21 protein-coding genes are annotated in these 26,382 nt (G+C 66.4%); 8 read left to right on the top strand and 13 right to left on the bottom strand.

Annotation, left to right across the window (positions count from 1 at the left end):
* Nucleotides 1-8: 8 nt before the first annotated feature.
* Both ACQ5SA_RS07815 and ACQ5SA_RS07810 read right to left on the bottom strand, forming a co-directional pair.
* Nucleotides 9-1,013: a 2-hydroxyacid dehydrogenase gene (locus ACQ5SA_RS07815; RefSeq protein WP_499313852.1), complete on the bottom strand. Its 1,005-nt coding sequence runs from the start codon at nt 1,011-1,013 to the stop codon at nt 9-11.
* 97 nt (nt 1,014-1,110) lie between these two features.
* Complete coding sequence (locus ACQ5SA_RS07810) at nt 1,111-3,999, bottom strand: autotransporter domain-containing protein (RefSeq protein ID WP_499313850.1); 2,889 nt, start codon at nt 3,997-3,999, stop codon at nt 1,111-1,113.
* 213 nt (nt 4,000-4,212) lie between these two features.
* On the opposite strand from ACQ5SA_RS07810, the gene ACQ5SA_RS07805 reads away from it, so the two are divergent.
* Genes ACQ5SA_RS07805 through ACQ5SA_RS07785 form a run of 5 tightly spaced genes read left to right on the top strand, consistent with a single transcriptional unit; the run spans nt 4,213 to nt 10,272 of the window.
* On the top strand, nt 4,213-4,767 hold the full coding sequence (locus ACQ5SA_RS07805) for an RNA polymerase sigma factor (RefSeq protein ID WP_353098637.1): 555 nt from the start codon (nt 4,213-4,215) through the stop codon (nt 4,765-4,767).
* Nucleotides 4,764-5,732, top strand: a complete 969-nt coding sequence (locus ACQ5SA_RS07800) for a FecR family protein (protein ID WP_353098638.1) — start codon at nt 4,764-4,766, stop codon at nt 5,730-5,732. Before ACQ5SA_RS07805 ends, ACQ5SA_RS07800 begins: the two co-directional genes overlap by 4 nt.
* 11 nt (nt 5,733-5,743) lie before the next feature.
* A complete protein-coding gene (locus ACQ5SA_RS07795; protein ID WP_353098639.1) occupies nt 5,744-8,557 on the top strand; it encodes a TonB-dependent receptor domain-containing protein in 2,814 nt (937 codons plus the stop codon).
* 45 nt (nt 8,558-8,602) lie between these two features.
* A complete protein-coding gene (locus tag ACQ5SA_RS07790) occupies nt 8,603-9,571 on the top strand; it encodes a hypothetical protein (RefSeq protein WP_499313847.1) in 969 nt (322 codons plus the stop codon).
* On the top strand, nt 9,568-10,272 hold the full coding sequence (locus ACQ5SA_RS07785) for a hypothetical protein (protein WP_499313845.1): 705 nt from the start codon (nt 9,568-9,570) through the stop codon (nt 10,270-10,272). Before ACQ5SA_RS07790 ends, ACQ5SA_RS07785 begins: the two co-directional genes overlap by 4 nt.
* 80 nt (nt 10,273-10,352) lie before the next feature.
* Here ACQ5SA_RS07785 and ACQ5SA_RS07780 read toward each other — a convergent pair whose 3' ends face one another.
* The 7 genes from ACQ5SA_RS07780 to murJ form a co-directional block, all read right to left on the bottom strand.
* A complete protein-coding gene (locus ACQ5SA_RS07780; protein WP_499313844.1) occupies nt 10,353-11,018 on the bottom strand; it encodes a lysoplasmalogenase in 666 nt (221 codons plus the stop codon).
* The gene (locus ACQ5SA_RS07775) at nt 11,015-12,898 is read right to left on the bottom strand and encodes a M61 family metallopeptidase (protein ID WP_499313842.1); all 1,884 of its coding nucleotides are present in this window, start codon (nt 12,896-12,898) and stop codon (nt 11,015-11,017) included. The genes ACQ5SA_RS07780 and ACQ5SA_RS07775 overlap by 4 nt, the downstream gene beginning before the upstream one ends.
* 322 nt (nt 12,899-13,220) lie before the next feature.
* Complete coding sequence (ispH, locus tag ACQ5SA_RS07770; RefSeq protein ID WP_499313840.1) at nt 13,221-14,171, bottom strand: 4-hydroxy-3-methylbut-2-enyl diphosphate reductase; 951 nt, start codon at nt 14,169-14,171, stop codon at nt 13,221-13,223.
* A 27-nt stretch (nt 14,172-14,198) separates the two neighbouring features.
* On the bottom strand, nt 14,199-14,723 hold the full coding sequence (gene lspA / locus ACQ5SA_RS07765; RefSeq protein WP_499313838.1) for a signal peptidase II: 525 nt from the start codon (nt 14,721-14,723) through the stop codon (nt 14,199-14,201).
* Nucleotides 14,723-17,554: an isoleucine--tRNA ligase gene (gene ileS, locus ACQ5SA_RS07760; protein ID WP_499313837.1), complete on the bottom strand. Its 2,832-nt coding sequence runs from the start codon at nt 17,552-17,554 to the stop codon at nt 14,723-14,725. The genes lspA and ileS overlap by 1 nt, the downstream gene beginning before the upstream one ends.
* Nucleotides 17,551-18,498, bottom strand: a complete 948-nt coding sequence (locus ACQ5SA_RS07755; RefSeq protein WP_089239580.1) for a bifunctional riboflavin kinase/FAD synthetase — start codon at nt 18,496-18,498, stop codon at nt 17,551-17,553. Before ACQ5SA_RS07755 ends, ileS begins: the two co-directional genes overlap by 4 nt.
* Nucleotides 18,499-18,573: 75 nt before the next feature.
* Nucleotides 18,574-20,178, bottom strand: a complete 1,605-nt coding sequence (murJ, locus tag ACQ5SA_RS07750; protein WP_100551857.1) for a murein biosynthesis integral membrane protein MurJ — start codon at nt 20,176-20,178, stop codon at nt 18,574-18,576.
* Nucleotides 20,179-20,294: 116 nt separating this feature from the next.
* Between murJ and rpsT the strand changes: the two genes are divergently transcribed.
* Nucleotides 20,295-20,564, top strand: a complete 270-nt coding sequence (gene rpsT / locus ACQ5SA_RS07745) for a 30S ribosomal protein S20 (protein ID WP_025873851.1) — start codon at nt 20,295-20,297, stop codon at nt 20,562-20,564.
* A 219-nt stretch (nt 20,565-20,783) separates the two neighbouring features.
* Here the strand turns inward: rpsT and obgE are convergent, their stop codons facing one another.
* Genes obgE through rplU form a run of 4 tightly spaced genes read right to left on the bottom strand, consistent with a single transcriptional unit; the run spans nt 20,784 to nt 22,609 of the window.
* Nucleotides 20,784-21,839 carry a GTPase ObgE gene (gene obgE / locus ACQ5SA_RS07740; protein ID WP_025873852.1) on the bottom strand — a complete coding sequence of 352 codons (1,056 nt, stop codon included), beginning with the start codon at nt 21,837-21,839 and terminating at the stop codon, nt 20,784-20,786.
* Nucleotides 21,836-21,973 (bottom strand): hypothetical protein, encoded by a 138-nt coding sequence (locus tag ACQ5SA_RS07735; protein ID WP_157804331.1) that lies wholly within the window; start codon nt 21,971-21,973, stop codon nt 21,836-21,838. Before ACQ5SA_RS07735 ends, obgE begins: the two co-directional genes overlap by 4 nt.
* 43 nt (nt 21,974-22,016) lie before the next feature.
* A complete protein-coding gene (rpmA, locus tag ACQ5SA_RS07730) occupies nt 22,017-22,280 on the bottom strand; it encodes a 50S ribosomal protein L27 (RefSeq protein ID WP_089239574.1) in 264 nt (87 codons plus the stop codon).
* An 11-nt stretch (nt 22,281-22,291) separates the two neighbouring features.
* Complete coding sequence (rplU, locus tag ACQ5SA_RS07725) at nt 22,292-22,609, bottom strand: 50S ribosomal protein L21 (protein ID WP_004148331.1); 318 nt, start codon at nt 22,607-22,609, stop codon at nt 22,292-22,294.
* Between the two features lie 319 nt (nt 22,610-22,928).
* On the opposite strand from rplU, the gene uvrA reads away from it, so the two are divergent.
* Both uvrA and ACQ5SA_RS07715 read left to right on the top strand, forming a co-directional pair.
* Nucleotides 22,929-25,922 carry an excinuclease ABC subunit UvrA gene (uvrA, locus tag ACQ5SA_RS07720; protein WP_499313835.1) on the top strand — a complete coding sequence of 998 codons (2,994 nt, stop codon included), beginning with the start codon at nt 22,929-22,931 and terminating at the stop codon, nt 25,920-25,922.
* Nucleotides 25,922-26,329 (top strand): acyl-CoA thioesterase, encoded by a 408-nt coding sequence (locus tag ACQ5SA_RS07715; protein WP_499313833.1) that lies wholly within the window; start codon nt 25,922-25,924, stop codon nt 26,327-26,329. Before uvrA ends, ACQ5SA_RS07715 begins: the two co-directional genes overlap by 1 nt.
* The last annotated feature ends 53 nt before the right edge of the window (nt 26,330-26,382 follow it).

Raw genomic sequence — 26,382 nt, 5'->3', positions numbered from 1 at the left:
CCGAGCCCTCAGCCCGCCCCCACCCGGTTGCCGCACTCCCGCCCGGCCGCGAAATCGGCCAGGTTGCCCAGCGTGATCGCCGAGATCTCCTGCAGCGCCTCCACGGTGAAGAAGCCCTGGTGGCCGGTCACCAGCACGTTGGGGAAGGTCATCAGCCGCTGGAAGGCCTCATCGTCGATGATCTCGCCGGACAGGTCCTGGAAGAACAGCGCGCTTTCCTGCTCGTACACGTCGATGGCCAAGTGGCCGAGCCGGCGCGACTTCAGCGCGCGGATCACCGCGTGGGTATCGACCAGCCCGCCACGCGAGGTGTTGACCAGCATCGCGCCGGGCTTCATCCGCGCCAGCGAGGCGTCGTCGATCAGGTGCTGCGTATCCGGGGTCAACGGGCAATGCAGTGAGACGATGTCCGAGCGCGAGAGCAGCTCGTCCAGTTCAACCATCGCGCCGATCCCGGCGAACGCCGGCGAAGGATACGGATCGTGCCCCAGCACGGTGCAGCCCATGCCGCGGAAGATGCGCGCGGTGGCCAGCCCGATCTTGCCGGTACCGACGATGCCCACGGTTTTGCCATACAGGGTGCGGCCGAGCAGACCATCCAGCATGAAGTTGCCTTCGCGCACACGGTTGTAGGCGCGATGGGTCTGCCGGTTGAGGGTCATCACCAGCGCCAGTGCGTGTTCGGCGACGGCTTCCGGCGAGTAGGCCGGCACGCGGGCGACGAACAGTCCGAGCGCATTCGCGCTGGCCAGGTCCACATTGTTGAAGCCGGCGCAGCGCAGCAGCACCGCGCGCACACCCAGTGCGTGCAGGACCTGCAGCACCGGTGCATCAAGCCTGTCGTTGACGAACACGCAGACGGCGGCGCAGTCCTGTGCCAGCGCGGCGGTGTGCACATCCAGCGCGGCGTCGAAGTACACGAACTGGAACGGCTGCCCTGCCCCTTCGCGCAGGTTGGCTTCCTCGATAAAGCGGCGATCGTAGGGACGGGCACTCAAAACAGCGATCTGCATGGGAAAGTCTGCGCGGAAATCCGCCACGACCATAGCGCACCCGCACATCGATGGGGATGGCACCGGCGGCGTGACAGCCGCCGGTGCCGGTACTGCCTTAGAACGTATAGCCCAGGCCCAGCATCACGCCGTTCTGCAGCTGGCCGTCGCGACGCTCACCCACGTAGTCGACCATCACCGACAGGCGATCGCTGGCGCGGCTGGTCACGCCCAGGTTCCAGGCCAGCACCTGCTCGCCCACGGTCTGGCTGCTGGCACCGAATACCAGGTCCGGCGCAGCGGCGAAGCCGGTGCTGTAACGGGCCTGGGTGTCGCCCAGTTCCTTCTGCCAGACCACGCGCGCGCGCGGAGTGATGCGCTCGCCGTTGTTGCCTTCGAAGGTCTTGAACAACTGCAGGCCCGCGCCGACGCGGATGCTTTCCAGGCTGTCACCACGCCCGACCAGCGCGCCAGCACCCTGCCCTTCATTGAAACGGGTGGCCGAGGTGCGCGCGTAGTCGACCACCGGCAGCAGCGGCTGGATCACCACACCCTTGGCGGTGGTGAACGAGAAGCCGTGCTCCAGGCGGGCCGAGATCGCATCGTTGTTGTACTTGGCACGCAGCGGGCCCTGCAGGCCGTCGATGCCCTCGATGCTGCGGCGGGTGTCGTGGCGCAGATCGGTGTAGCGCACCGAGGCCGAGAGGTAGCCACGCGAGTAGGTGGCATCCAGGTAGCCGCCCACATCCAGCGCGCGCACATCAGCAGTGAAGCCGGAACCATCGCGCCCCTTGGTCGACATGTCCGCAGCGGCAACGCTGACACCCAGGGTCACCCGGTCGTCGGCCAGCTGCGTATCGGCACCGAGCACGATGCCGCCGACGGTATGGCTCAGGCCGGCCACGCCGCCCTCACCGTCGATGCGGCCATGGCTGCCGAAGCCGCGGCCCCAGAGGCCGTGGTTGCGTGGTGCTTCGCCGCCGAAGTCGGTGTTGCCACCGCCCGCCCCCGCCGGCTCCACCAAGTGCATCGCCAACTGGTTGAACAGGCTGCCATTGGCCATGCCCGGCTGCGCCGAAGCCGCCTGCGCTGCCTGTGCGGCCAAGCCGCCGGCGTCACCGCTGCCGCTGCGTCGTGCGGCCTGGTGCTGCTGCACTACGCTGCCAATGCTGCCGACCAGCGCGTTGTCGGCCAAACGTAGGCTGGCATGCCCATCACCGCGCAGCGCACCGGCCTGCTGCGCGATCAGATCGCGGTCAGCGAACTGCAGTGCCCCCAACAGCGGCTTCAGGCCGGCATCCTGGCGCTGGCCGGCCGTGGCCAGCGCACGGCCGAGACCGTCGTTGCCGTTGCTGCCGGTGAGCTGCGCGAGCTGGTCGAAACCGGGGTTCGCGGTCAGCGACAGGCCCTCGGCGGTCTGCTTGATGTTGAAGCTCAGCAACGAGTTGTGGCGTGGCCGGAACACCTCGCCGTTGGTGATGCTGGCCGTATAGCCGGTGTCGCCCAGGCGCACCGCATCGGTGAAACCGCCCTGGTAGATCGGGCCGCTCACCAGTTCGCGCTGGTAGTTGCCGGCGTAGAAGCCCTGCGCCACGTTCAGTTCCAGGTGCGCGCCCGGCGAGATGACCAGTGCACCCTCGTTGGTGCCGCTGTCGTAGAAGTCGCCCACACGCAGGCGGCCACTGTTGGTGCCGCCCGCCTCGGTGACGTCGAACAGTACCTTGCCGCCTGGCATGATGTTGACGTAGCCGTGGGTGACCAGGTCACCACCACGCGGCATCAGGGTGCCGTACACGCGCAGGCGGTTGAAGCCATCCTCGCGGAACGAGGGGCCGGTGCCATCGAGCAGTGCGTTCGAGTCGGTGGCAACCGAGGCGATGTCGCCGTGGCCGACCACCATGCCGGCCGCCAGCACGCGCAGCTCCGGGGTGCGCAGGGCACCGCCTTCCAGGGCGATGGTGCCGTTCTCCACCAGCATGAAATCGGCGCCGGTGGTTTCGGCAGTGCGCCAGGTGCCGCCCTTGGCGACGCGGATCACGCCGGCCGAGTTGCCCAGCGTGGAGGCATCCAGCTCATCCAGGCGCAACTGGCCCAGCAGGAGCTGCCGTGTGCCCGGGTCGTTGAGGTAATCCTGCACTGACGCCGGGCCGATGCCGTTCGGGCCGGCGCTGGAGCGGTTGTAGATGTTCACCGCATAGTTGATGTACGTGGTGGCGAAGTCGGTATCGTTCCAGCGCGCGAAGTCGTCATCGACGAACGCCTGCAGCTGGCGAGCGGTGCGCAGGTAGCCCGGGTTGATGTCGCCGCTGACATTGCCGGTGACGGTCAGGGTGTCGCCCGGATCGCGGTAGCCGCCGGCAGTGATGATGTTGTTGCTGTAGATGTCCTGGCCGGGGAAGGTCTCCAGCTTGCGGCCGCTGCCATCGGGATCGAAGCTGACCGACGGACCGGTGGTCCGGGCCGGATCGCGGAACACCAGCAGGCCGTTGGGCTGCACCACCTCGTACATGGCCTTGTGCAGCAGCCCGGCATCCATGCCGCCGCCGTAGTTGCCGGTGTAGATCTCGGTCATCCGCGGCGACGGCGTATAGATCACCTTGCCACTGTTGCTGGCGGCGTGGATCTGCACCGAGTCGACCAGCGGCAGGTCACCGGCCAGGTAACGCTCGACGCCACCGGACTGCATGATCGAGCAGGACGAGATGCAGTGGCCGGACACGATCGTGTTCAGGCCGTTGCTGCGGATCACTCCCTGCAGCCATTCGCCCGCGATCAGCGCGCCACCGTTGGAGGTGCGCAGCACGACTTCGCGGATCGGCCGGCCTTCGGCCTGCGCCTTGGCCAGCAATGCGGGCAGCGCGACCACGTCGGCGAAGGTGACACCGCCGCTGAGCACGACGCGATCGCCCTGCACGTGATAATTCATTGCCATGACGTCATCCATCTGGCCCAGGGTTGCGATACCCACCAGGCCTGCCAGGGCGATGCTCAACTTCGAATGCTTCATTGCGTTCTCTCTCTCCGCCCGCACCACGCGGGTCGAAAGCAGAACGCAACAGCAGGGCGGACGCCCCCAGTCGGCGGCGAGAAAAAACATGAATGCATTCACAATGGAAATACAGAAGAAACGTGGGCTTCCCCATCCGGTCACCGTCGCGTAAAACTCGGTGACGCGTCCGTCATTGTCGTTCGAGGCCCTCCCCTGTCCGTGCCCTCCCCTTTGCTCCGTCCTGCGCCGGATCTGCCCGGGGTTCCGGACATCTTCATCGCATTCGTACGCGAGGAACGTGCGCCGCTATGCGCTTTCCTGCGCGCCCGCGGTGTCGGCCCCGAGGATGCCGAGGACATCGCCCAGGACTGCATGGAGCGCTTGATCCGCTACCGCGCGCACAGCACCGAGGAACTGCGGCTGCTGCTGTACCGCATCGCCCGCAACCGCCTGGCAGACCGCGGACGCTCTCCGCTATCGCGCAACCACCTGTCACTGACCGAACGCGACGGCAACGAAGAAGCCGCCAGTGCTTCTCCTGATCCGCTGCGTCAGGCAGAATCCGGGCAGATGCTCGCCCTGCTGCGCCAGGCACTGTTCAAGCTGCCCGAACGTGCCCGCGAGGTGTATCTGCTCAACCGCATCACCGGGATGAGCTATACACAGATCGCCCGGCATTGCGGCATCACCGCCAAGACCGTGGAAAAACACATTGCCCGTGCATTGCAGGGCCTGCGCAAGGAGCTGGGCCCCGATCCTCTCCACAATGATGGAGACACCGAATGATCCGCAACGACAACAGGGATGACACGTTGCTTTTTGAACACGCAAGCGCCTGGGTAGCCCGGCTGGACGCCCCCGACTGCAGCCCCGAAGAGCGTCAATCCTTCGAGGACTGGCTGGCCGAGGATCCCGCGCACGTCAGCGCATGGGTACAGGCCGAGAAGCTGCACCAGCGCAGTGCCAGCCTGGCCAGCGACCCGTGGCTGCGCACCGCCGCCGCGCGCACAGCACGCAGACCGCAGCGGCGTTGGCTGCCCGGTGTCGCTGCCGCTGCAGGCGTCTGCCTCGCCGTTGGCCTGGGCTGGATGCTGTACACCGATGGCAATCCCACACCGCTGACTTATGCCAACGCCAGCCTGCTGCCGCAGCAGCGCACCCTGGCCGATGGCAGCATCGCCACGCTCGACGCCGGCACCACGCTCACCGCACGCTTCGGCTGGCGCAAGCGCGAGCTGGCGCTGGAACACGGCCGCATCCAGCTGCAGGTCGAACCCTCATCGCGCTCGCTGCGGGTGCAGGCCGGCGGCAGTTCGATCCGTGATATCGGCACCACCTTCCAGGTTGAACGCCTGACTGACGGACGGGTCGAGGTCGCGCTGCTGGAAGGCGTGGTGGAAGTCACCAGTGGCAGCGCGCAGCACACGCTCTCGCCGGGCCAGCAGCTGCAGGTCCTGGCCTCCGGCAAGATCCAACCGGGCCCGCAGCTGTCCTCGACCGCCGCCGCCGAAGCCTGGCCACAAGGCAATCTGGTGTTCGACGGCACGCCCCTGGCCACCGTGGTCGAACGCATGAACCGCTATGGCAGCACGCCACTGGTGGTTGCCGACCCGGATATTGCCGACCTCGCGGTCAGCGGCACCTTCCGTGCAGGCGACGCGCATGAACTGCTTTCCGCCCTGGAACTGGGGTGGTCCATTGCTGGCCAGCCGCGCTCGGATGGCGCGCTGGAACTGCGCCGCACCTACTGAGGCGGCGGCCGATGCCGGCGCCGGACGTGCTTCGCTGGGACGTGTCCGGGTGGAACGTGCTTCGCTGGGGTCTGCTGCAGGCCCTGTTGTGCGTTGCGCTGCTGCCCGGTGTGGCGGCAACGGCGGCGGCAGCAGAAGCCATCGCGCAGGTCGACTACCGCATCGCTCCCGGCGCCCTGTCGCCGGCACTGCAGCAATGGGCACGCCAGAGTGGCATTGCCCTGGTGTTCGACACGCGTGAACTGGCCGACCTGCGCACCGGCGGCGTCGCTGGCTCGCTGGCGCCGGCAGCTGCACTGAAGCAGCTCGTCGCCGGCATGCCGGTGAACATCCTGCAGACACCCGGCGGCGGATTCGTGGTGCGCCGGCATGCGGCCCCACCCGCAGTGGTGGCGCAGCCGGCACGGCGACCACCGCCGCCCGCGCCACCGAAGCCGGTGCAGGTGGAGCTGGCGCCGATCCATGTCACCGGCAGCCGGTTGCCGCGTACCTCCGTGCAGACCACGCTGCCGGTAACGGTGATCGACCGCGAAGACATTCTGCGCAGCGGCTACGGCACGCTGTTCGACCTGTTGCGCCACCTGCCCGGCATGAACGGCCACCCGCCGCTGAGCACCTCGCGCAGTGGCGACTCGCTGTACCTGCCGGTCGGCGCAGCAGCCACCACCAGCCTGGACGGCATGGGCCCGCGCGCGACCCTGTTCCTGGTCAACGGACGGCGCCTGCCGCGCTACCCGATGGTCTCGCTGGAAGAAGGCGGGCTGACCGATCTGGGTGGCATTCCGCTCAGCTTCGTCGAGCGCATCGAACTGGTGCGTGGCGGTGCTTCGGCCATCTACGGCGCCGACGCGATGTCCGGCGTGGTCAACATCATCCTGCGCGACCAGGCCGAGGGGCCGGAGGCCACGCTGCAATCGGGGGCCAGCAGCCGTGGCGATGGCGATCAGTACCGGCTGCAGGCGGCAACGGGGGGCGTGCGCGATGGCGGCGACCGCTGGTTCGCCGGCATCGACCTGCATCGCCTGCAGCATGTGGCCGGTGACCAGCGCGACTGGCATGCGGAAACCTCGCTGTACCCGATCGGGCTGATCATGGCCAACGGCGATTACTATCCGGCCACGCAGTGCCATCCGCCGTTGCAGCGCGAAGACGACGGCTGCTGGTTCGACAACGCGCGCCCACGCTCGCTGCAGCCAGCATCGGAAACACTATCCGGCTACCTGCGCTATCGCCATGAACGCGGTGACGGACGCTACGCCTATGTGGAAGCACGCGCCAGCCACAACCGCCAGCGTTTTGAACTGGGCCCGACCGCCGTCGCCCTCAATTTCAGTCGCGGTGCCATCCTCAATGTGGTGCTGCAGGAAGGCGGCGAAGTACGCCCGCGCGTGCATGCCACCGAAGGCGACCTCACGGTCGGCATGGGCCGTGAGCGCCCCGGCCGCAGCTGGGATGCCGGCCTCAGCGCGCAGCGCAGCCAGGTGGACCTGCGCACCGAAGGCACCGTGCGCAGCGAGCGCCTGCTGGAAGCCGCACGAACGCTGGATTTCCTGCCCGGCTTTTCCACCCTGCCGCCGGGGCTGGCAGAGGAGCTGTTCCCGGCCATCCACAACCGCGGACGTACCGAGCAGTGGCAGGGCTGGTGGGGCATGCAGCGCACCCTGATGCCACTGCCCGGTGGTGCAGCACAACTGGCGACCGGCATCGATCTGCGCCACGAGCGCTGGACCTCGTTGCCTGATCCGCTGCTGGGCAAGGGCGAGTTGGCGCTGGGCCTGCCGATGGAGCAGCGCCGGCTGTCGCGGCAGAGCAACGCCGCCTACGCCGAACTGGGCCTGCCGTTGGCGCCGACACTGCGCCTGGACGTGGCCGCGCGGCTGGACCGCGATGGCGGTGACACCGCGTTCTCGCCGCGTGCCGGCCTGCGCTGGAGTCCGAGCCCGCACTGGTCGTTCCTGCTGGCCAGTGGCCGCGGCTACCGCGCGCCCAGCATCTTCGAGCGGCGGCGACCGCCGGGCTACTTCGGCCTGTATCCCCTGCCCGCATCGGCTTCCCTGCCGCCGTGCGCGCGCCCGCTGCGCGGTGGCGGCTGCGCGGTGGAAGTAGAGGTGGTCGAGAACGATGCGCTGAAAGCGGAGACCTCGCGCAGCCACTCGCTGGCCGCAAGCTGGACACCCAACGATGTGTTCTCGCTGTCGCTGACCCACAACATCGTCGAGCTGCGCAACGAGATCCTCGCCCTGCAACCCAGCGATGCACTGTGGAATCCCGGTACCTGGGAGCTGGATGAGCAGGGCCGCCTGCGTGATCTTCGCCTGTCATTCGACAACATCGGCCGCACCACCTCGCGCAACTGGGTACTGCGTGGCGAGTACCGGGTGGATGCCGGCCGCAACGGGCAGTGGCTGTTCTCGCTGGATGCATTGAAGCAGCAGGAACTGCGACGTGATCGCAGCCATGGCGAATCGGTGGATCTGCGCGGGCATGCCACGCCGGCGAACGCGGGCATCCTCAACGTGCAGTGGCAGAACCCGTCCTGGGACATCGCCCTGCGTGGCAACCGCGTCGGCCGCACCCGCGCATGGCTGGCAGGTGAAGCATGCACGCAGGAGCAGCATGACCAGCGCCGCTGCATGAACCCTGCGCAGCTGCGCTGGAACCTGCATCTGGCACGCCGGCTGAGCCCGCGCGTGATTGCCGCTCTGGACGTGCACAACCTGCTCGATACGCGGCCGGTGAACTACCTTGTCGGCAGCGGCGGGCAGATGCCCGGGCTGGACGATCCACTGGGGCGCTACTTCCTGCTGACCCTACAATTCCGCTGAGCGTAGTACCCTACGCCGCTTGTTCCACGGCGTCGAAGGCGAGTCATGAAAGCCTACCTCTGGTTCCTGGGCGCGCTCATGTTGTTCTTCGCGCTGCCCTTCCCCTGCCTTCTCTACTTCGGCACCAGCTGGCCGCTGGACGTGGGCGACCGCAGCGCGCCGTGGTTGGCGCTGGGTCTGCTGGCGACATCGCTGACGCTGTGGCTGGTGCTGCTGTACGCCTTCCTGCATTACCTGCTGCTGGCGCCACCGCGTGCATTGCAACGCGTGCGCAGCATCCTGGCCGACGGCGAGCCACGCAGCGCGCGCATCGAGCAGGCAGAACAGACCGGCGTGCAGGTGCGCGGCTTCGCGCAGTGGCGGCTGCAACTGGCCTTCGACAATCTATCCGGCACGCCGATCACCGAAACGCTGATCGTGGTCGACAGCAAGCCACAGCTGCAGCGTTTTGCCGTGGGCAAGCAGTTGGGAGTACTGCTCAGCCGCACGCCGGGCCCCTCGCCCAACCTGATGCTGGAAGGCGCGCAACCGGAACTGGACAGCGCCAGCCTGTGGCGCCGTGCGATCGGCGGCGTGATCGGTGTCATCGTGGTCGCTGCCGCGTACGTCATGGCCTACCGGCTGCAAAGCGATGGCATGGGTTGGACGTTCCTCGGTTTCGGTCATCCATTGCTGATCTGCCCGCTGGTGCTGTGCAGCTACCTGATCGGCCTGCGCCTGCTGGCGCGCCTGTTGGCCGGTACGCTGCAGATCGACGCGCGCGGCGAAGCCCTCAAGTACCGCGGCATCGGTGCCGAAGCGCGGGTGCTCGACGTGCGCCAGACCGGCACCTACGTCAACGAACAACCGCAGGTGGAGTTCCAGCTGGAATATCTCGACCGCGAGGGCAACGTGCAGCAGGCCAGCGTGCGCCGCTTCGTTGCGCTGCTCGAACTGGCCAACATTCCACGTGGGCAGGTCGACATCCTGTACGACCCGGATGATCGCCGTAGCGTGCGCATGGAGGAAGCGTGAAGCGGCCCGTGTCCACACCGCTGGTGTTCGCTGGCGTGGTGCTTGCCCTGGCCGGTGTCGCCACGGCGGGCGGTGCATTGCAGACCGTCAACGCGACCCTGCGTAGCGCTGCATCGACCACGCCTATGGATGCAGCGCAGCAATACCCCTGGGAACAACCGTTGCGCACCACGGCCATCGCCACGCCACGGGCGGCAGCCGAACCGATGCAGGTGCCCGGGCGCACGCGGCCGAACCTGCTGCTCGACGCCGAGCGCCTGCAGGCTGCAAGGCAGGCGCTGGAAGCGATGCCCGGACTGGCCGGCGAACGCTTGGTCGTCTTCCACAGCATCCACTTCCATGACGACGGCCGCATCGACATCGACCTGGTCGATCCACAGCAACCAGGCCATGTGGATGGTTACCACTACCAACGCGGGCAGTGGCGCAAGGGCGATGCGGTGAACCCGCAACAGTTCGCGCCGACCATCACCCTGCGCCGCAGCAGCACCGCACTGGCCAACATCGATTTCGATGCCGTGCCACGGGTGACGCAGGCCCTGCAGCAACAGCGCAATGCACTGATGCGTACACCTGCCGACGTCGGCCATGTGTATGTGGTCATCCGCAAGGGCGGAAAGCTGGTGTGGCTGCCGGATGAAGTGGCCGGCGACCGCCAGACCGTGCGCCTGCGCTACGACGCCAGGGGCAACCTGCAGTAGAAAAAGGGGACGGAGGGGATCAAGTCGCAAGTGGCGCGACGAGGGCCAAAGCGACTTGATCCCCTCCGTCCCCTTTTCTGCTACCTCACCGAGCGGGCGATGGCGTACTGCGCGGCGTAGTACGTGGACAGCACCAGCAGGCTGGCCAACGGCAGGCCGCCGCCGAAGCGATCCCATGCCAGCATTGAATCGCTGGCCACGAACAGCAGTGCACCACCGGCGGCCCAACGCGCACTGCCCGCTTCCAGCGCATCGGCGTGCGGCCGCTTCCAGTAACGGGCCAGTGCCAGCACCGCCATGGCGGCCAGCACCACGACGTAGGCCAACACCGGAACGCGCATCGGCAGCGGCAGATGCGGCCACAGGCCGGCGACGTTGATCAAAGCGAATGCAGCAAGCAGCACGAACGCAGCGAGCAGTCCGCGACCCGCGCGCAGGCCGGCACGGAACGCGGCGATGTAGCACAGATGCGCCAGCAGGAAGGCAACCAGGCCGGGCACGAACGCGTCGATCGGCAGCATCAGCGCGATATCGCCAACGCAGGACAACAGCATGCCGGCCAGCACCGCGCGCCGATAGTGCGCATCCGCCACCGGCCGCGCCTGCCAGGCGATGGCGGCGATCAGCAGCGTGGTCGCCGGCTTGGCCAACCAGTGCAGCCACCGCCCGTCGCCGTCCAGGTAGGCGCCGACGATGGCCAGCACGGCCACCACCAGGATCAGCCCATCGCGCGTGCGCAGCTTCATCGTGCCTTCCACAGCTCTGCAAGGCGGTCCGGGCGGCCGGCAATGCGTTCCAGCACTGGATACTGCAGGCCCCCGTGGTAGTCGATCTTCATCGTATCGATGCGGTCGAACTGTTTGACCAGCAGCGTGATCGGCGTCTTGTCAGTGGCCGCTGCAGCCACCGCATCCTTCAGGCGCTGGCTGCTGTACTCGCGACCGCCAATGGCGATCACCTTCATGCCTGGCGCCAGGCCGGCATTGAACGCCGGGCTGTCCCAGATCACATCGCCGACCACGCCACTGTCGAGCACCGTCGCGCCCAGCGAGTAGGCCAGCAGCGCTGCCTTCGCGCGCTTTTCCTGTGCCTTGTAGGCCTCGTTCGGCGCATCGCGGTAGACCAGCTTCCAGCCCGCCAGTTCCAGGCCGCCGGTCAACGATCCGTTTCCATCCAGCCGCTGGCGCAGGAAGCTCGCCCAGTCGTATGGCGCGATGCCGTTGAGGGTCGCCACCACGTCATCGAAGGTGTACGGATTGACGTCCCAATCGCCGTTGCCGACGCCGAAGAACGCACGCGCGAAATCATCCAGGCTGCGACGGTTGCCGGTCAGCCCCCGCAGCTTGCCCTCCACTTCCAGCCACAGCATCTGCCCGCCGGAGTAGTAGTCCTCGCTCATCTGATAGTTGCGGTACGGCAACGTGCGGCGCTGGGCGATGGTCGGATCGTTGGTGGTGTCCTGCAGCGGGCGCCAGGCCAGGCCCGGGCGGCCGCGATCGTAGGTTGCCGCCACGTTGGCCAGCATGTCGCGCGCCTGCTCAGTAGTCCACAGACCCGAACGCGCGGCCAGCACCTGGCCCCAGAACTGGGTCTGGCCTTCGTACACCCACAGCAGGCTGTCGCCCATCGGTGTATTGAAATTGGCCGTGGCCAGGTCGGCACCGCGACGGTACTTGCCGTTCCACGAGTGGGTGTACTCATGCGGCAGCAGATCGCGCATCCAGGCATTGCTGTCCCACTCGGTGAAATAGCCCGGATCGGCGCTGTTCTCGCTGGAACGATGGTGCTCCAGTCCAATGCCGCCGAGGCGATCGGTCAGGGCAAGCAGGAATTCGTAGTGATCGTAGTGACGCGCGCCGTACAGCTTGTCGGCCTGCTGCACCAACGCACGATGCAGCTTGATCTGCGCGTCGGTCGGCTTCAGCGATTTGGCATCATCGGCGAACACGTTCAGATGCACCGGCACCTTCGCGCCGGGGTCGAGGTCGATGCGCTGGTGATGTTCGCCGGCAAACAGCGGCGAGTCGACCAGGTGGTCATAGGAAATCGGCTTGAACACCACAGTGTCGCCATCGCGGCGCGCGGTCTCCAGCGCGGTGGCATAGGCCCAACCCTTGGGCAGGGTCACGCTGGCCTGCGCCTGCAGGTTGCGCGCGTCCGTGCCGGCCGGATACAGCGAGTTGGCATTCCACTGCAGGTTGAGCATTTCCGGGGTCATCACCACCCGGCCCTGGCTGCCCCCCTGCGAGGACAGGAAATCGAAGTGGGCGACGACCTCGCTCACGCCTGCCGGCACGTCCACCTTGAACGCGTACACGTTGAACTGGTCGCGATGCCAGGCCAACGGCTTGCCGTTGGCGGTCACCCGCAGGCCGGCCAGCTTGTCGATGGGGCCGGTGGGCGAATGGTTGCCGGGAATCCACTGCGGGTACAGCAGCGTCAGCGGGCCGGGCTTGGCCGGGACGGTGGCCGTCACCTTGAAGATGCGCCGGGCCAGGTCGCGTGCGTCGACGTCAATGCGCAGCAGGCCAGGGGCGGCGGCGTCACCTGGTGGCGGGGTCTGCGCCAGCGCGGGCGTGGCCGCCAGCGCGAACAGCACGGACATCACCAGGGCACGGGTTTTCATCAGGCGACTTCCAGCAGCAGAGGATTCCCCGATGCTAGGCCTGTGAGGTGCCCAGCCCCATGGCCGAAGGTCATGGTCGGTAGCGCACCGGCCTGATACAGCAAAGCCTTACCGAGCGAGGTCGAAGGCTGACAGCATCCACGCATGGCGTGGATCTACTGGAAAGCGGAGGAATACCGGGTAGATCCACGCCATGCGTGGATGGCGTGCACCCAGAAGTCGTGCGAACCAAGGTTCGCAACCACCGGTCGAAGGTTCGCCCGCACCGGTCCAGGGTTCGCACTACCAGACGCGGATCCGCGCCCAGCCGCAGCGCTGCCGGTCAGTCAACCAGACGCAGGCGCAGCTCCTTCGGCAGCGCGAACACCATCGATTCCGGTTCGCCATCCAGCTCGCCCACGCCGCTGGCACCCAGCTCGGCCAGACGCGCCAGCACGCCATCAACCAGAACCTGCGGCGCCGACGCACCGGCGGTCACGCCGATATGCTGCTTGCCGAGCACCCAGGCCGGGTCGATCTCGTGGGCACCGTCGATCAGGTAGCTCTCCACGCCCTCACGGCGGGCCAGCTCACTCAGACGGTTGGAATTGGAGCTGTTCGGCGAACCGACCACCAGCACCAGGTCGCAGCGCTTGGCCAGGTCGCGCACGGCGTCCTGGCGGTTCTGCGTGGCGTAGCAGATGTCGTCGTTCTTCGGCCCCTGCATCGCCGGGAAGCGCGCGCGCATGGCTTCGATGATGCCGCGCGTATCGTCCACCGACAGCGTGGTCTGGGTGGTGTACGCGAAGTTTTCCGGCTGGTTGATCTGCAGCGTGGCCACCTGCTCCACGTCCTCGACCAGGTAGATCTGGCCGGTGCCCGCCTCGCGGTTCCACTGGCCCATCGTGCCTTCCACTTCCGGATGACCAGCATGGCCGATCAGCACCACGTCACGGCCGGCACGGCAGTGACGGGCGACTTCGAAGTGGACCTTGGTCACCAGCGGACAGGTGGCGTCGAACACTTTCAGGCCACGACGCTCGGCTTCCAGGCGCACGGCCTGGGAAACACCATGGGCGCTGAAGATGACGGTGTTGTTGTCTGGCACTTCGTCGAGCTCTTCGACGAAGATCGCGCCGCGCTGCTTCAGGTCATCGACCACGAAGCGGTTGTGCACCACTTCATGGCGGACATAGATGGGCGCGCCCAGCGTTTCGATCGCGCGCTTGACGATCTCGATCGCACGATCGACACCAGCACAGAAACCACGCGGGTTGGCGAGCAGCACATCCATCAGTTCAGTCTCCCGGCAGCGGCCGGCTTACGGTTTCGGGTTGGCATTATCCGCCTTTTTGGCGGACTTGCCTTCGAACAGGCCGAACAGGGCGATGCCTACGGCACCCACCACGATGGCCGAATCGGCGATGTTGAACGACGGCCAGACATGCTCGCCGACGTACCACTGGATGAAATCCACCACGTGGCCATGCACCTGCCGGTCGATCACGTTGCCGATCGCACCGCCGATGATCAGCGCGTACGGCACCGCGGCCCTCCAGTTGCCACGGGCGGTAGCACGCAGCCACCAGGCCATCAGGCCGCTGATGGCGATCGCCAGCACAGTGAAGAAATGCTTCTGCCAGCCACCGGCATCGCTCAGGAAGCTGAACGCTGCACCGGTGTTGTAGGTGCGGTACCAGTTCCAGAAGCCGTCGATGACCACCACCGGCTGGAACTCCGGCAGGCTCGACAGCACCCAGGCCTTCGACCACTGGTCCAGGCCGATGATGACTGCCGACAGCAGCAGCCAGATCAGCGCATTGGGATGCGGGCGCGGGGCGGCCATCAGAACCAGCTCCGCACTTCGCCGGCACCGGCGATGTTGGTCACGCAGCGGCCGCACAGTTCCGGGTGGTCGGCATTGCTGCCAACGTCGGCACGATGGTGCCAGCAGCGCACGCACTTGGACTTCTGCGTCGGCTGGGCGCTGACAAATACCTCGTCGGTGGTCGCCGGGCGCACCTGCACGTCACCACTGATGAACAGGAAACGCAGTTCATCGGCCAGCGGCTGCCAGCGTGCAGCCTGCTCTTCGCTGGCGGCGATGGTGATCTCCGCTTCCAGCGCGGCACCGATCGCGCCATTGGCACGCATCGGCTCCAGCACCTTGGCCACCTGCTCGCGCACGGCCAGCAGCTGATCGAAGTCGGCAGCGTTGAGCTGTGCATCGTCCGGCAGCGGCGCCAGGCCCTCGTACCAGGTGGTGAACAGCACGTGGCCCGCACGATCGCCCGGCAGGTAGCCCCACAGCTCGTCGGCGGTGAAGGTCAGGATCGGCGCCACCCAGCGGGTGAACGCTTCGGCGATGTGGTACATCGCGCTCTGCGCCGAACGACGACCATCCGAATCGGTCGGCATCGTGTACAGGCGGTCCTTGGTCACGTCCAGGTACAGCGAACCGAGGTCCACGCTGCAGAAGTTCAGCAGCAGCTGCACGATCTCGGCCATGTCGTAGTTGTCATACGCCGCCTTGATCTTCTCCTGCAGCTCCCAGGCGCGGTGCACGATCCAGCGGTCCAGCGCGACCATCTCGTTGAGCGGGCGCAGGTGCTGGGCCGGATCGAAACCGTCCAGGTTGCCCAGCAGGAAGCGGGCGGTGTTGCGCAGGCGGCGGTAGGCGTCGGCGGTGCGCTTGAGGATTTCCTGCGACAGCGACATCTCGTTGCTGTAGTCGGCCGAGGCGATCCACAGGCGCAGGATGTCTGCGCCCAGCTTGTTCATGATTTCCTGCGGCTCGATGCCGTTGCCCAGCGACTTGGACATCTTGCGGCCGTGCTCGTCCACGGTGAAACCGTGGGTGAGGCACTGCTTGTATGGCGCGCGCTTGTCGATGGCCACGCCGGTCAGCAGCGAGGACTGGAACCAGCCACGATGCTGGTCCGAGCCTTCCAGGTACAGGTCGGCCGGCTTGCCGAAGCCACGTGCGGCCAACACCGCTTCATGGGTCACGCCGGAATCGAACCAGACGTCGAGGATGTCGGTGACCTTCTCGTAGTCGGCCGCTTCGGCGCCCAGCAGTTCGGCCGCATCCAGCGAGTACCACACGTCGATGCCTTCGGCTTCAACGCGGTCTGCCACCTGCTGCATCAGCTCCACCGAACGCGGGTGGATCTCGCCGGTCTGGCGGTGGGTGAACAGTGCGATCGGCACGCCCCAGGTGCGCTGGCGCGAGATCGTCCAGTCCGGGCGGCCGTCCACCATGCTCTGGATGCGCGCCTTGCCCCAGCTCGGGAACCAGCCGACGGTGTCGATGGCGGCCAGCGCATCGTTGCGCAGGTTGGCCTTGTCCATCGAAATGAACCATTGCGGGGTGGCGCGGAACACCACCGGCGTCTTGTGCCGCCAGCAGTGCGGGTAGCTGTGGCGGATCTCGACGAAGGCCAGCAGTGCGCCGCTGTCACGCAGCACCTGCACGATCGCCTCCTGCGCCTTCCACAGGTGCTGGCCCGCCAGCACCACGTCGCCAGCCGGCGGGGTCGATTCCAGGTAGACGCCACGGCCGTCGACCGGCGTGATCTGACCAGCGTTGTACTTGTCCAGCAGGCCGTATTTCTGGCTGACCACGTAGTCTTCCTGGCCGTGGCCGGGGGCGGTGTGCACCGCACCGGTACCGTCTTCGTCGGACACGTGTTCGCCGTTGAGCACGAGGATGTCGCGCTCCAGGTAGAACGGGTGCGCCAGCAGCTGGTTTTCCAGCGCCGAGCCTTCGGCTTCACCATGCAGCACCACCGCGTCCACGCCGTAGCGCTGCAGCGAGCGCTCGGCCAGCGCAGCGGCCAGCACCAGCCAACGGCGCTTGCCGTTGTGCGCCGGGCCTTCGGCCAGCACGTAGCGGATGTCCGCACCCAGCGACACCGCCAGCGAGGCCGGCAGCGTCCACGGGGTGGTGGTCCAGATCGGCACGGCCACTTCGACATCGGCCGGCAGTCTGACACCGAACGCCTGCGCCAGCGCCTGCGCATCACGCGCGGTGTAAGCCACGTCGATCGCCGGCGAGGTCTTCTCGTGGTACTCGATCTCGGCTTCGGCCAGTGCCGAGCCGCAGTCGAAGCACCAGTACACCGGTTTGGCGCCGCGCAGCAGGTGGCCGTTGGCCACGATCTTGGACAGCGCGCGGATCTCGTTGGCCTCGAAATCGAAGCTCAGGGTCTTGTACGGGTTGTCCCAGTCGCCAGTGACGCCCAGGCGCTTGAAGTCGGCACGCTGGATGTCGATCTGCTCCTCGGCGAACTCGCGGCACTTCTGCCGGAACTCGACCGCATCGAGCTTCACCCCGACCTTGCCCCACTTCTTTTCCACCGCGATTTCGATCGGCAGGCCATGGCAGTCCCAGCCCGGCACGTAGGGCGCATCGAAGCCGGCCAGGTAGCGCGACTTGACGATGATGTCCTTGAGGATCTTGTTGACCGCATGGCCCAGGTGGATGCGCGCATTGGCGTACGGCGGGCCGTCATGCAGCACGAACAGCGGGCGGCCGGCGGCGTTGTCGCGCAGCTGCTGGTAGAGCCCCTGCTCTTCCCAGCGCGCCAGAATGCCCGGCTCGCGCTTGGGCAGGTCGCCGCGCATCGGGAATTCGGTGGCCGGCAGGTTGAGGGTGGTCTTGTAGTCCTGGCTCACGCAGTGGCTCGCAATCTATGTTCGGAAAGGATGGCACGCGCCTGTTCGGCGTCGCGGTGCATCTGGTCGGTCAGCGCCGCCAGATCGTTGAATTTCTCTTCATCACGCAGCTTGGCGACGAATTCCACTTCGATGTGGCGCCCGTACAGGTCGCCCTGGAAATCGAACAGGTGCGCTTCCAGCAGCGGCTCCACGCCGTCCACGGTCGGCCGGGTACCGAAGCTGGACACCGACGGCCACGGCTGGTCGAACACCCCGTGCACCCAGGTCGCATAGATGCCCGACAGCGCCGGGGTCTTCGGGAACCGCAGGTTGGCGGTGGGGAAGCCCAGCGTACGGCCGAGCTGGCGCCCACGCACCACCCGCCCGCTGATCGAGTAGGGACGACCCAGCAGGTCGCCGACCCGGGCGAAGTCGCCTTCCTGCAGCAGCTGGCGGATACGGGTGCTGGAGATGCGATCACCATGCAGGTCGACCGCTTCGATTTCACCGGCGCTGAAACCTAGCTCGGCGCCCAGCGCCTGCAGCAGGGCCAGATCGCCACGGCGACGGTTGCCGAAACAGAACTCCGGCCCGATCCAGACCTCGCGGGCGTTCAGGCGCTGGGCCAGCAGCTGGCGCACGAACGCCTCAGCCGGCATCGCCGCCATCGCCGCGTCGAAGCGCAGCAGGCCGATTGCATCGACGCCCAGTTCGCGCAGGATCTCGACCTTGCTGCGGGCCAGGGTCAACCGCGGCGGCGGCGTGCCCTGGGCGAAGAACTCACGCGGCAAGGGCTCGAAGGCCACCGCCACCGCGGCCACACCCAAGGCGCGCGCGCGCGCGACCGCGTGCCGCACCAGCGCACGATGCCCCAGGTGGAGGCCGTCGAATGCACCGATGCAGACCACGCTTCCGTTGGGGAACAGCTCCCCGCCCTCGACGCTTCTGAACAGCCTGCTCATCAACTCTCGTTCCAGCCGGCCGAAGCCCGCCGTTTCAATGGTGTAACCCTGAAGTATAGCCGCCGGGAGCCACGATCAATGCCCACGCAGGTCGCGCGGACGGAAGCCCATCGCCACCATCGCCAGCAGGTAGGTCAGCCCGCCACCGCCGACCAGCAGACCGAGGGCGCCGATCCGCTCCCACACGCCCATCGACGAGAAGCCCGGCAGCCAGTACAGCAGGGCCAGCAGCACGCCGACCATCGCTGTGCACGCCAGCAACAGCCGCAGCAGGTAGCCGCCCCAGCCCGGACGCCGCTGGTAGACATCGGTCTTGCCCAGCCAGTACCAGAGCAGCCCCAGGTTCAGGTAACTGGACAGCGCGCTGGCAATGCCCAGCGCCAGGTGCAGGCCGGGCTGCTTGCCAAGGGCGGCCATCACCCCCTGCGCCTTCAGCTCATCGGGCACCATCACCTGGTACAGCACCGCCAGCAGGGCGAAGTTGAACACCATGTTGGCCACCAGCGCGGCGACACCGGCACGCACCGGCGTTCTGGTGTCCTGGCGCGCGTAGAAGGCCGGCAACACCACCTTCAGCAGCGCAAAGGCCGGTAGGCCGAAGCTCAGGCCGTACACCGACAGCGCCGTCATGCGGGTGTCGAAGGCGGTGAACTGGCCATGCTGGAAGATCGTCGAGATCAGCGGCTCTGCCAGCAGCAGCAGGCCCAGCATGGCCGGCACCGAAATCAGCAGGGTCATGCGCAGGCCCCAGTCCAGCGAGCGCGAGAAGCCTTCGCGGTCGGTGCTGACATGGTGGCGGGCCAGCGCCGGCAGGATCACCGTGCCCAAGGCCACGCCGAACACGCCCAACGGCAGTTCCAGAAAGCGATCGGCCAGCGACAGCCAGGACTGCGAACCATCGGTCAGCTTGGCGGCGATGACGGTATCCAGCAGCAGGTTGATCTGCGCCACCGATGAGCCGAACAGGGTCGGCACCATCAGCGTCATCACCTTGCGCACGCCCGGATGGTTCCAGCCCCAGCGCGGCAGGGTCAGCAGGTCGATGCCCTTCAACGAAGGCAGCTGGAACAGCAGCTGCAGCAGACCGGCGGCCAGCACGGCCCAGCCGAGGGCAAGAATCTGCTTTTCCGGCGTGCCACCCAGCCGCGGCGCCAGCCACAGCGCGCCGGCGATCATGCACAGGTTGAGAATGACCGGGGTCAGCGCCGGCATCGCGAAGCGCTGGAAACTGTTCAGCGCACCACCGGCCAGGGCGGTCAGCGAGACGAACAGCAGGAACGGGAAGGTCAGGCGGAACAGGTCGATCAGCAGGCCCTGCTTGGCAGGGTCGGTGTCGACGCCACTTGCGAAGACCGACGCCAGCTGCGGCGCGAAGATCAGCGCCAGCGCAGTGACCAGCATCAGCACGCCGCCCAGGGTGCCGGCGGTGCGGGCCATCAGTTCACGCAGTTCGGCGTGGCTGCGGGTTTCCTTCACCTCGGTGAACACCGGCACGAATGCGGTGGCAAAGGAGCCCTCGGCGAACAGCCGGCGCAGGAAATTGGGTATCCTGAAGGCGACCCAGAAAGCATCGGTGATGGCGTTGGTGCCGAAGGTCGAGGTCACCACCTGGTCCCGGACCAGGCCGAGAACCCGCGAGACCATGGTCATGCTGCTGAACGACAGCAGGCCCCGCAACATCTTGGGTGAACTCACTCAACGTCCCTCTTGACAATCGACTTGACGTACATTTCTTACGCCATCATACTAGCTAGCTTGCTGTTCCCATAACACCGATTTTTCAGGAAACCACCACCGTGGCCAATATCAAGTCCGCCAAGAAGCGCGCCAAGCAGACCGTCGTGCGCAACGCGCGCAACGTGGCTCAGCGCTCGATGCTGCGCACCGCTGTCAAGAAAGTGATCAAGGCGCTGGACGCCAACGATGCCGCCGGCGCTCAAGCCGCCTTCGCCGTTGCCCAGCCGATCCTGGATCGTTTCAGCGCGCGTGGCCTGATCCACAAGAACAAGGCTGCTCGCCACAAGAGCCGCCTGAACGACCGCATCAAGGCCCTCCAGGCCGCCTGATCCGGTTGGTTGCTGGGGCTTCGGCTCCGGCAGCACGCAAAAGCCCGGCTTCGGCCGGGTTTTTTGTTGCCTGCGGTTTGGGCGATCCCCGCGGTTCGCGCAACCGGTAGTGCCGGCCGCTGGCCGTCAGTTCACTGGGGTTGCCGGCCAGCGGCCGGCACTGCCGGAACGCAAAAACCCGGCCGAAGCCGGGTTTTTACGTGGGAACCACAACAGGCATTACTGCGCGTTGCGGGCCGCCTCGAGCTCGTCTTCCTTCTGGCGATCGAAGAACGCCATGATCCGGCTCATGATCGGGAAGGTGCCTTCGCGACCCAGTGCGGACACCAGGAACCACGGCTCCTTCCAGCCCAGCTCGGCCACGATCTTCTCGGCGGCGGCCTTGGCCTCGTCCTCGAACATCAGGTCGGCCTTGTTCAGCACCAGCCAGCGCGGCTTGGCCAGCAGCTCCGGATCGTGCTTTTCCAGTTCGCGCTCGATGGCACGCACCTGCTCGACCGGGGAAACACCTTCCACACCACCTTCCATCGGCGAGATGTCGACGAGGTGCAGCAGCAGGCGGGTGCGCTGCAGGTGGCGCAGGAACTGCGCGCCCAGGCCGGCACCGTCGGCAGCACCTTCGATCAGGCCCGGAATGTCGGCGATCACGAAGCTGCGGTAGTTCTCCACCTTCACCACACCCAGGTTCGGGTACAGCGTGGTGAACGGGTAATCGGCCACCTTCGGCGTCGCCGCCGAGACCGCACGGATCAGGGTGCTCTTGCCGGCATTGGGGAAGCCCAGCAGGCCGACGTCAGCCAGCAGCTTCAACTCCAGCTTCAGCGTGCGCTCTTCACCCGGCTCACCCGGCAGCGCCTGGCGCGGCGAGCGGTTGGTGGAGCTCTTGAAATGCATGTTGCCGAGGCCGCCGCGGCCGCCCTTGGCCACCAGCAGACGGTCGCCATGCTGGGTCAGGTCGCCGATGATTTCATCGGTGGCCACGTTGATGATCACGGTGCCGACCGGCACGGTAATGACCATGTCTTCGCCGCCCTTGCCATAGGCCTGGCGGCCCATGCCGTTCTCGCCGCGCTGCGCCTTGAAGATGCGGTCATGGCGGAAGTCGACCAGGGTGTTCAGGTTTTCGTCGGCGCGGATCCACACGCTGCCGCCCGCACCGCCGTCGCCGCCGTCCGGGCCGCCGAGCGGAATGAACTTCTCGCGACGGAAGCCAATGCAGCCGTTGCCGCCGTTGCCGGCGAACACTTCGATTTCTGCTTCGTCTACCAGTTTCATTGTTTCGATGCCTGCGATGGGCGCGGCATGCACGCCGCCACCTTGATGTAGTGCCGGCCGCTGGCCGACAACCGGGCGATGCCCGTTTTACCATTGATTCCAACGAAAAGCCCCGCCGAAGCGGGGCTCTTCATGCAGCGTCTCCATGCCGGGGCATGGGCGCCGGCCGTTGCCTTATCAGGCTTCGACCGAGACGACGCTGACGGTGCGACGCTTCTTCGGGCCCTTCACGGTGAACTCCACCTTGCCGTCCGTCAGGGCGAACAGGGTGTGGTCACGACCGAGGCCGACGCCGGAACCCGGGTGGAACTGGGTGCCGCGCTGACGCACGATGATGTTGCCGGCTTCGATGGCCTGGCCACCGAAGATCTTGACGCCGAGGTACTTCGGGTTGGAGTCGCGACCGTTGCGCGAAGAGCCTACGCCTTTTTTATGTGCCATGACCTATCTCCTTACTTGCTGCCACCGGCAATGCCGGTGATCTCGATTTCGGTGTAGTACTGACGGTGACCCTGGCGCTTCATGTGGTGCTTACGGCGACGGAACTTGATGATCCGGACCTTGTCGGCACGACCCTGGGACAGGACGGTGGCAGTGACCGCAGCGCCGCTCAGGGCGTCGCCGATCTTGATGCCATCGCTGTCGCCGAGCAGCAGGATGTTGTCGAACTTGATCTCGCTGCCGACTTCGACTTCGAGCTTTTCAATGCGGAGCTTTTCGCCCTGCGCCACGCGGTATTGCTTACCGCCGGTGACCAGTACTGCGTACATGACCAGACTTCCTCTGTAGTTATTGTGGTCTATGGACTGCCGCCGTCGAGGGCGGACAGGAGCGGAATTGTACGTGGACCACCGGGGACGGGTCAAGTCAACCCCTGAACGGCTGTGGAGGCCGGGCCGGAACGGGGTCAGATCCCTTTTCACCACGTGAAAAGGGATCTGACCCCTGTCTGTCGGCCGGTCTCACGAGGTGAGACACCGGGCTGGCATTGTCGCCCATTGCCCCCATCTGGTCACCTCGGTAGGCTGACCGATTGCCGCCCTTTCGCTGGCCCGGCGGCCCAGCCACGCCCCCACAACCGGATTTCCCATGGCGATGGATTTCATCCGCATCCGCGGCGCGCGGACGCACAATCTCAAGAACATCGACCTCGACCTGCCTCGCGACAAACTGATCGTGATCACCGGCCTGTCCGGTTCGGGCAAGTCGTCGCTGGCGTTCGACACCATCTATGCCGAGGGCCAGCGGCGTTACGTCGAGTCCCTGTCGGCGTATGCGCGGCAGTTCCTTAGCGTGATGGAAAAGCCGGACCTGGACCATATCGAAGGCCTGTCCCCGGCGATCTCGATCGAGCAGAAGTCGACCTCGCATAACCCGCGTTCGACGGTCGGCACGATCACCGAGATCTACGACTACCTGCGCCTGCTGTACGCACGTGTCGGCACCCCGCGCTGCCCCGACCACGGCTATCCGCTGGAAGCGCAGACGGTCAGCCAGATGGTCGACCACATGCTGACGCTGGACCCGGAACAGCGCTACATGCTGCTTGCGCCGGTGATCCGCGACCGCAAGGGCGAGCACGCACAGGTGTTCGACCAGCTGCGCGCGCAGGGTTTCGTGCGTGTGCGCGTCGATGGCGAGCTTTACGAAATCGATGCGGTGCCGCCGCTGGCACTGCGCCAGAAGCACACCATCGAAGCAGTGATCGATCGCTTCCGCCCGCGCGAAGACATCAAGCAGCGCCTGGCCGAGAGCTTCGAAACGGCCCTGAAACTGGGTGATGGCATGGCGTCGGTGCAGTCGCTGGACGACGCCAGCGCGACTCCTACCCTGTTCTCGTCCAAGTATTCCTGCCCGGTCTGCGACTACTCGCTGCCCGAACTGGAACCGCGTCTGTTCTCGTTCAACGCACCGATGGGCGCCTGCCCCGGCTGCGACGGGCTGGGCATGGCCGAGTTCTTCGATCCCTCGCGCGTGGTGGTGCATCCCGAGCTGTCGCTGGCTGCCGGTGCGGTGCGCGGCTGGGATCGCCGCAATGCCTATTACTTCCAGTTGATCGCCTCGCTGGCCAAGCACTACAAGTTCGACACCGACGCGGCGTGGAACTCGCTGCCGGCAAAGGTGCAGCAGGCCGTGCTGTACGGCAGTGGCGAGGAAGCGATCACCTTCACCTATTTCACCGAGGCCGGTGGCCGCACCCAGCGCAAGCATCGCTTCGAAGGCATCATTCCCAACCTCGAACGCCGCTACAAGGAAACCGAATCGGCGGCGGTGCAGGAAGAGCTGGGCAAGTACATCAGCGAGCATGCCTGCCCCGAGTGCAACGGCGCGCGCCTGAACAAGGCCGCGCGCAACGTGTTCGTGGCCGACCGCCCGCTGCCGGAACTGGTGGTGCTGCCGATCGATGAGGCTCTGAAGTTCTTCAGCGAACTGAGCCTGCCGGGCTGGCGTGGCGAAATCGCCACGAAGATCGTCAAGGAGATCGGCGAACGCCTCGGCTTCCTGGTCGACGTCGGTCTGGATTACCTGACCCTGGAGCGCAAGGCCGACACCCTCTCTGGCGGCGAAGCACAGCGCATCCGCCTGGCCAGCCAGATCGGTGCCGGTCTGGTGGGCGTGATGTACGTGCTCGATGAGCCGTCCATCGGCCTGCACCAGCGCGACAACGAACGCCTGCTGGGCACCCTCACCCGCCTGCGCGACCTCGGCAACACGGTGATCGTGGTCGAGCATGACGAAGATGCGATCCGCCTGGCCGACTACGTGCTGGACATCGGGCCAGGCGCGGGCGTGCATGGCGGCGAGATCGTCGGCCAGGGCAGCCTGCAGGACCTCCTCGATGCACCGCGTTCGCTGACCGGCCAATACCTGTCGGGCAAGCGCGCGATCAAGATCCCGGCGCGCCGGCACAAGCCGGACCCGAAGATGACGCTGCATCTGCGTGGCGCCACCGGCAACAATCTGAAAGGCGTGGACCTGGCGATTCCGGCGGGGCTGCTGACCTGCGTGACCGGCGTGTCCGGCTCGGGCAAGTCGACCCTGATCAACGACACCCTGTTCTCGCTGGCCGCCAACGAGATCAACGGCGCCTCGCACCCGATCGCGCCGTACAAGGAGATCGATGGCCTGGACCTGTTCGACAAGGTGGTGGACATCGACCAGTCGCCGATCGGCCGTACTCCGCGCTCGAACCCGGCCACCTATACCGGCCTGTTCACACCGCTGCGCGAACTGTTTGCACAGGTGCCTGAATCGCGTGCGCGCGGTTATTCGCCGGGACGCTTCAGTTTCAACGTGCGTGGTGGCCGCTGCGAAGCCTGCCAGGGCGATGGCCTGATCAAGGTCGAGATGCACTTCCTGCCGGACGTGTACGTGCCCTGCGATGTCTGCCATGGCAAGCGCTACAACCGCGAAACGCTGGAGATCCTGTACAAGGGCTTCAACATCAACGACGTGCTGGAAATGACCGTCGAAGATGCGTTGAAGCTGTTCGAGCCGGTACCGTCCATCGCCCGCAAGCTGGAAACCCTGGTCGATGTCGGCCTGAGCTACATCAAGCTGGGCCAGAGCGCGACCACGCTGTCCGGCGGTGAAGCACAGCGCGTGAAGCTGTCCAAGGAACTGTCGCGTCGCGATACCGGCCGCACCCTGTACATCCTCGACGAGCCGACCACCGGCCTGCATTTCCACGACATCGAGGCGCTGCTCGGCGTGCTGCACAAGCTGCGCGACGAGGGCAACACGGTGGTGGTGATCGAGCACAACCTGGACGTCATCAAGACCGCGGACTGGATCATCGACCTGGGTCCGGAAGGCGGTCATCGCGGCGGCACCATCCTGGTGACAGGTACGCCGGAAGACGTTGCCGCATGCCCGGATTCGTACACCGGCCAGTTCCTCGCCCGGATGCTGCCGTCCACCAGCGCGCGGCCTGACCAGCCCGCCGCCGTGGCCAACAAGCCCGATGCGCGCCCGCCGCGCAAGGTGAAGCCCGAGAAGCCGGCCAAGAAGGCCGCCGCCGCCAAGAGCACCGGCAAGGCCAGCAAAACCGCCACCGCCGGCACCAAGAAGAAGGACGTCTGATGAGCAGCGAACACAAGATCCTGGCCCGCATTCCGATCAGCGTGCGCTGGCGTGACATGGACAGCATGGGCCACGTCAACAACGCCAAGTACATCTCCTACCTGGAAGAGGCGCGCGTGCGCTGGATGCTGGGTGTGGACGGCGTGTCGATGACCGACCGCATCGCGCCGGTGGTCGCTGCCACCAACGTCAACTACCGGTTGCCGATCGTGTGGCCCAACGACATCCTGGTCGAGCTGTTCGTCGAACGCCTGGGCAACAGCAGCGTGACCATCGGTCATCGCATCGTCGACCAGCAGGACGAATCGAGGCTGTATTCGGACGGCAACGTGGTGGTGGTGTGGATGGATACGCAGACCGGCAAGAGCGCGCCACTGCCGGACGCGATCCGCAACGCTTCCACCTGAAGGTAGTGCCGGCCGCTGGCCGGCAACCTCATGCTCCCGAACGGATGTGCACG

This window comes from Stenotrophomonas indicatrix, assembly GCF_050573115.1.
In the GTDB taxonomy this organism is placed as follows: domain Bacteria; phylum Pseudomonadota; class Gammaproteobacteria; order Xanthomonadales; family Xanthomonadaceae; genus Stenotrophomonas; species Stenotrophomonas lactitubi_A.
Note: the sequence above shows the minus strand (reverse complement) of the source record. Positions and strands in the feature narration are given on the sequence as shown.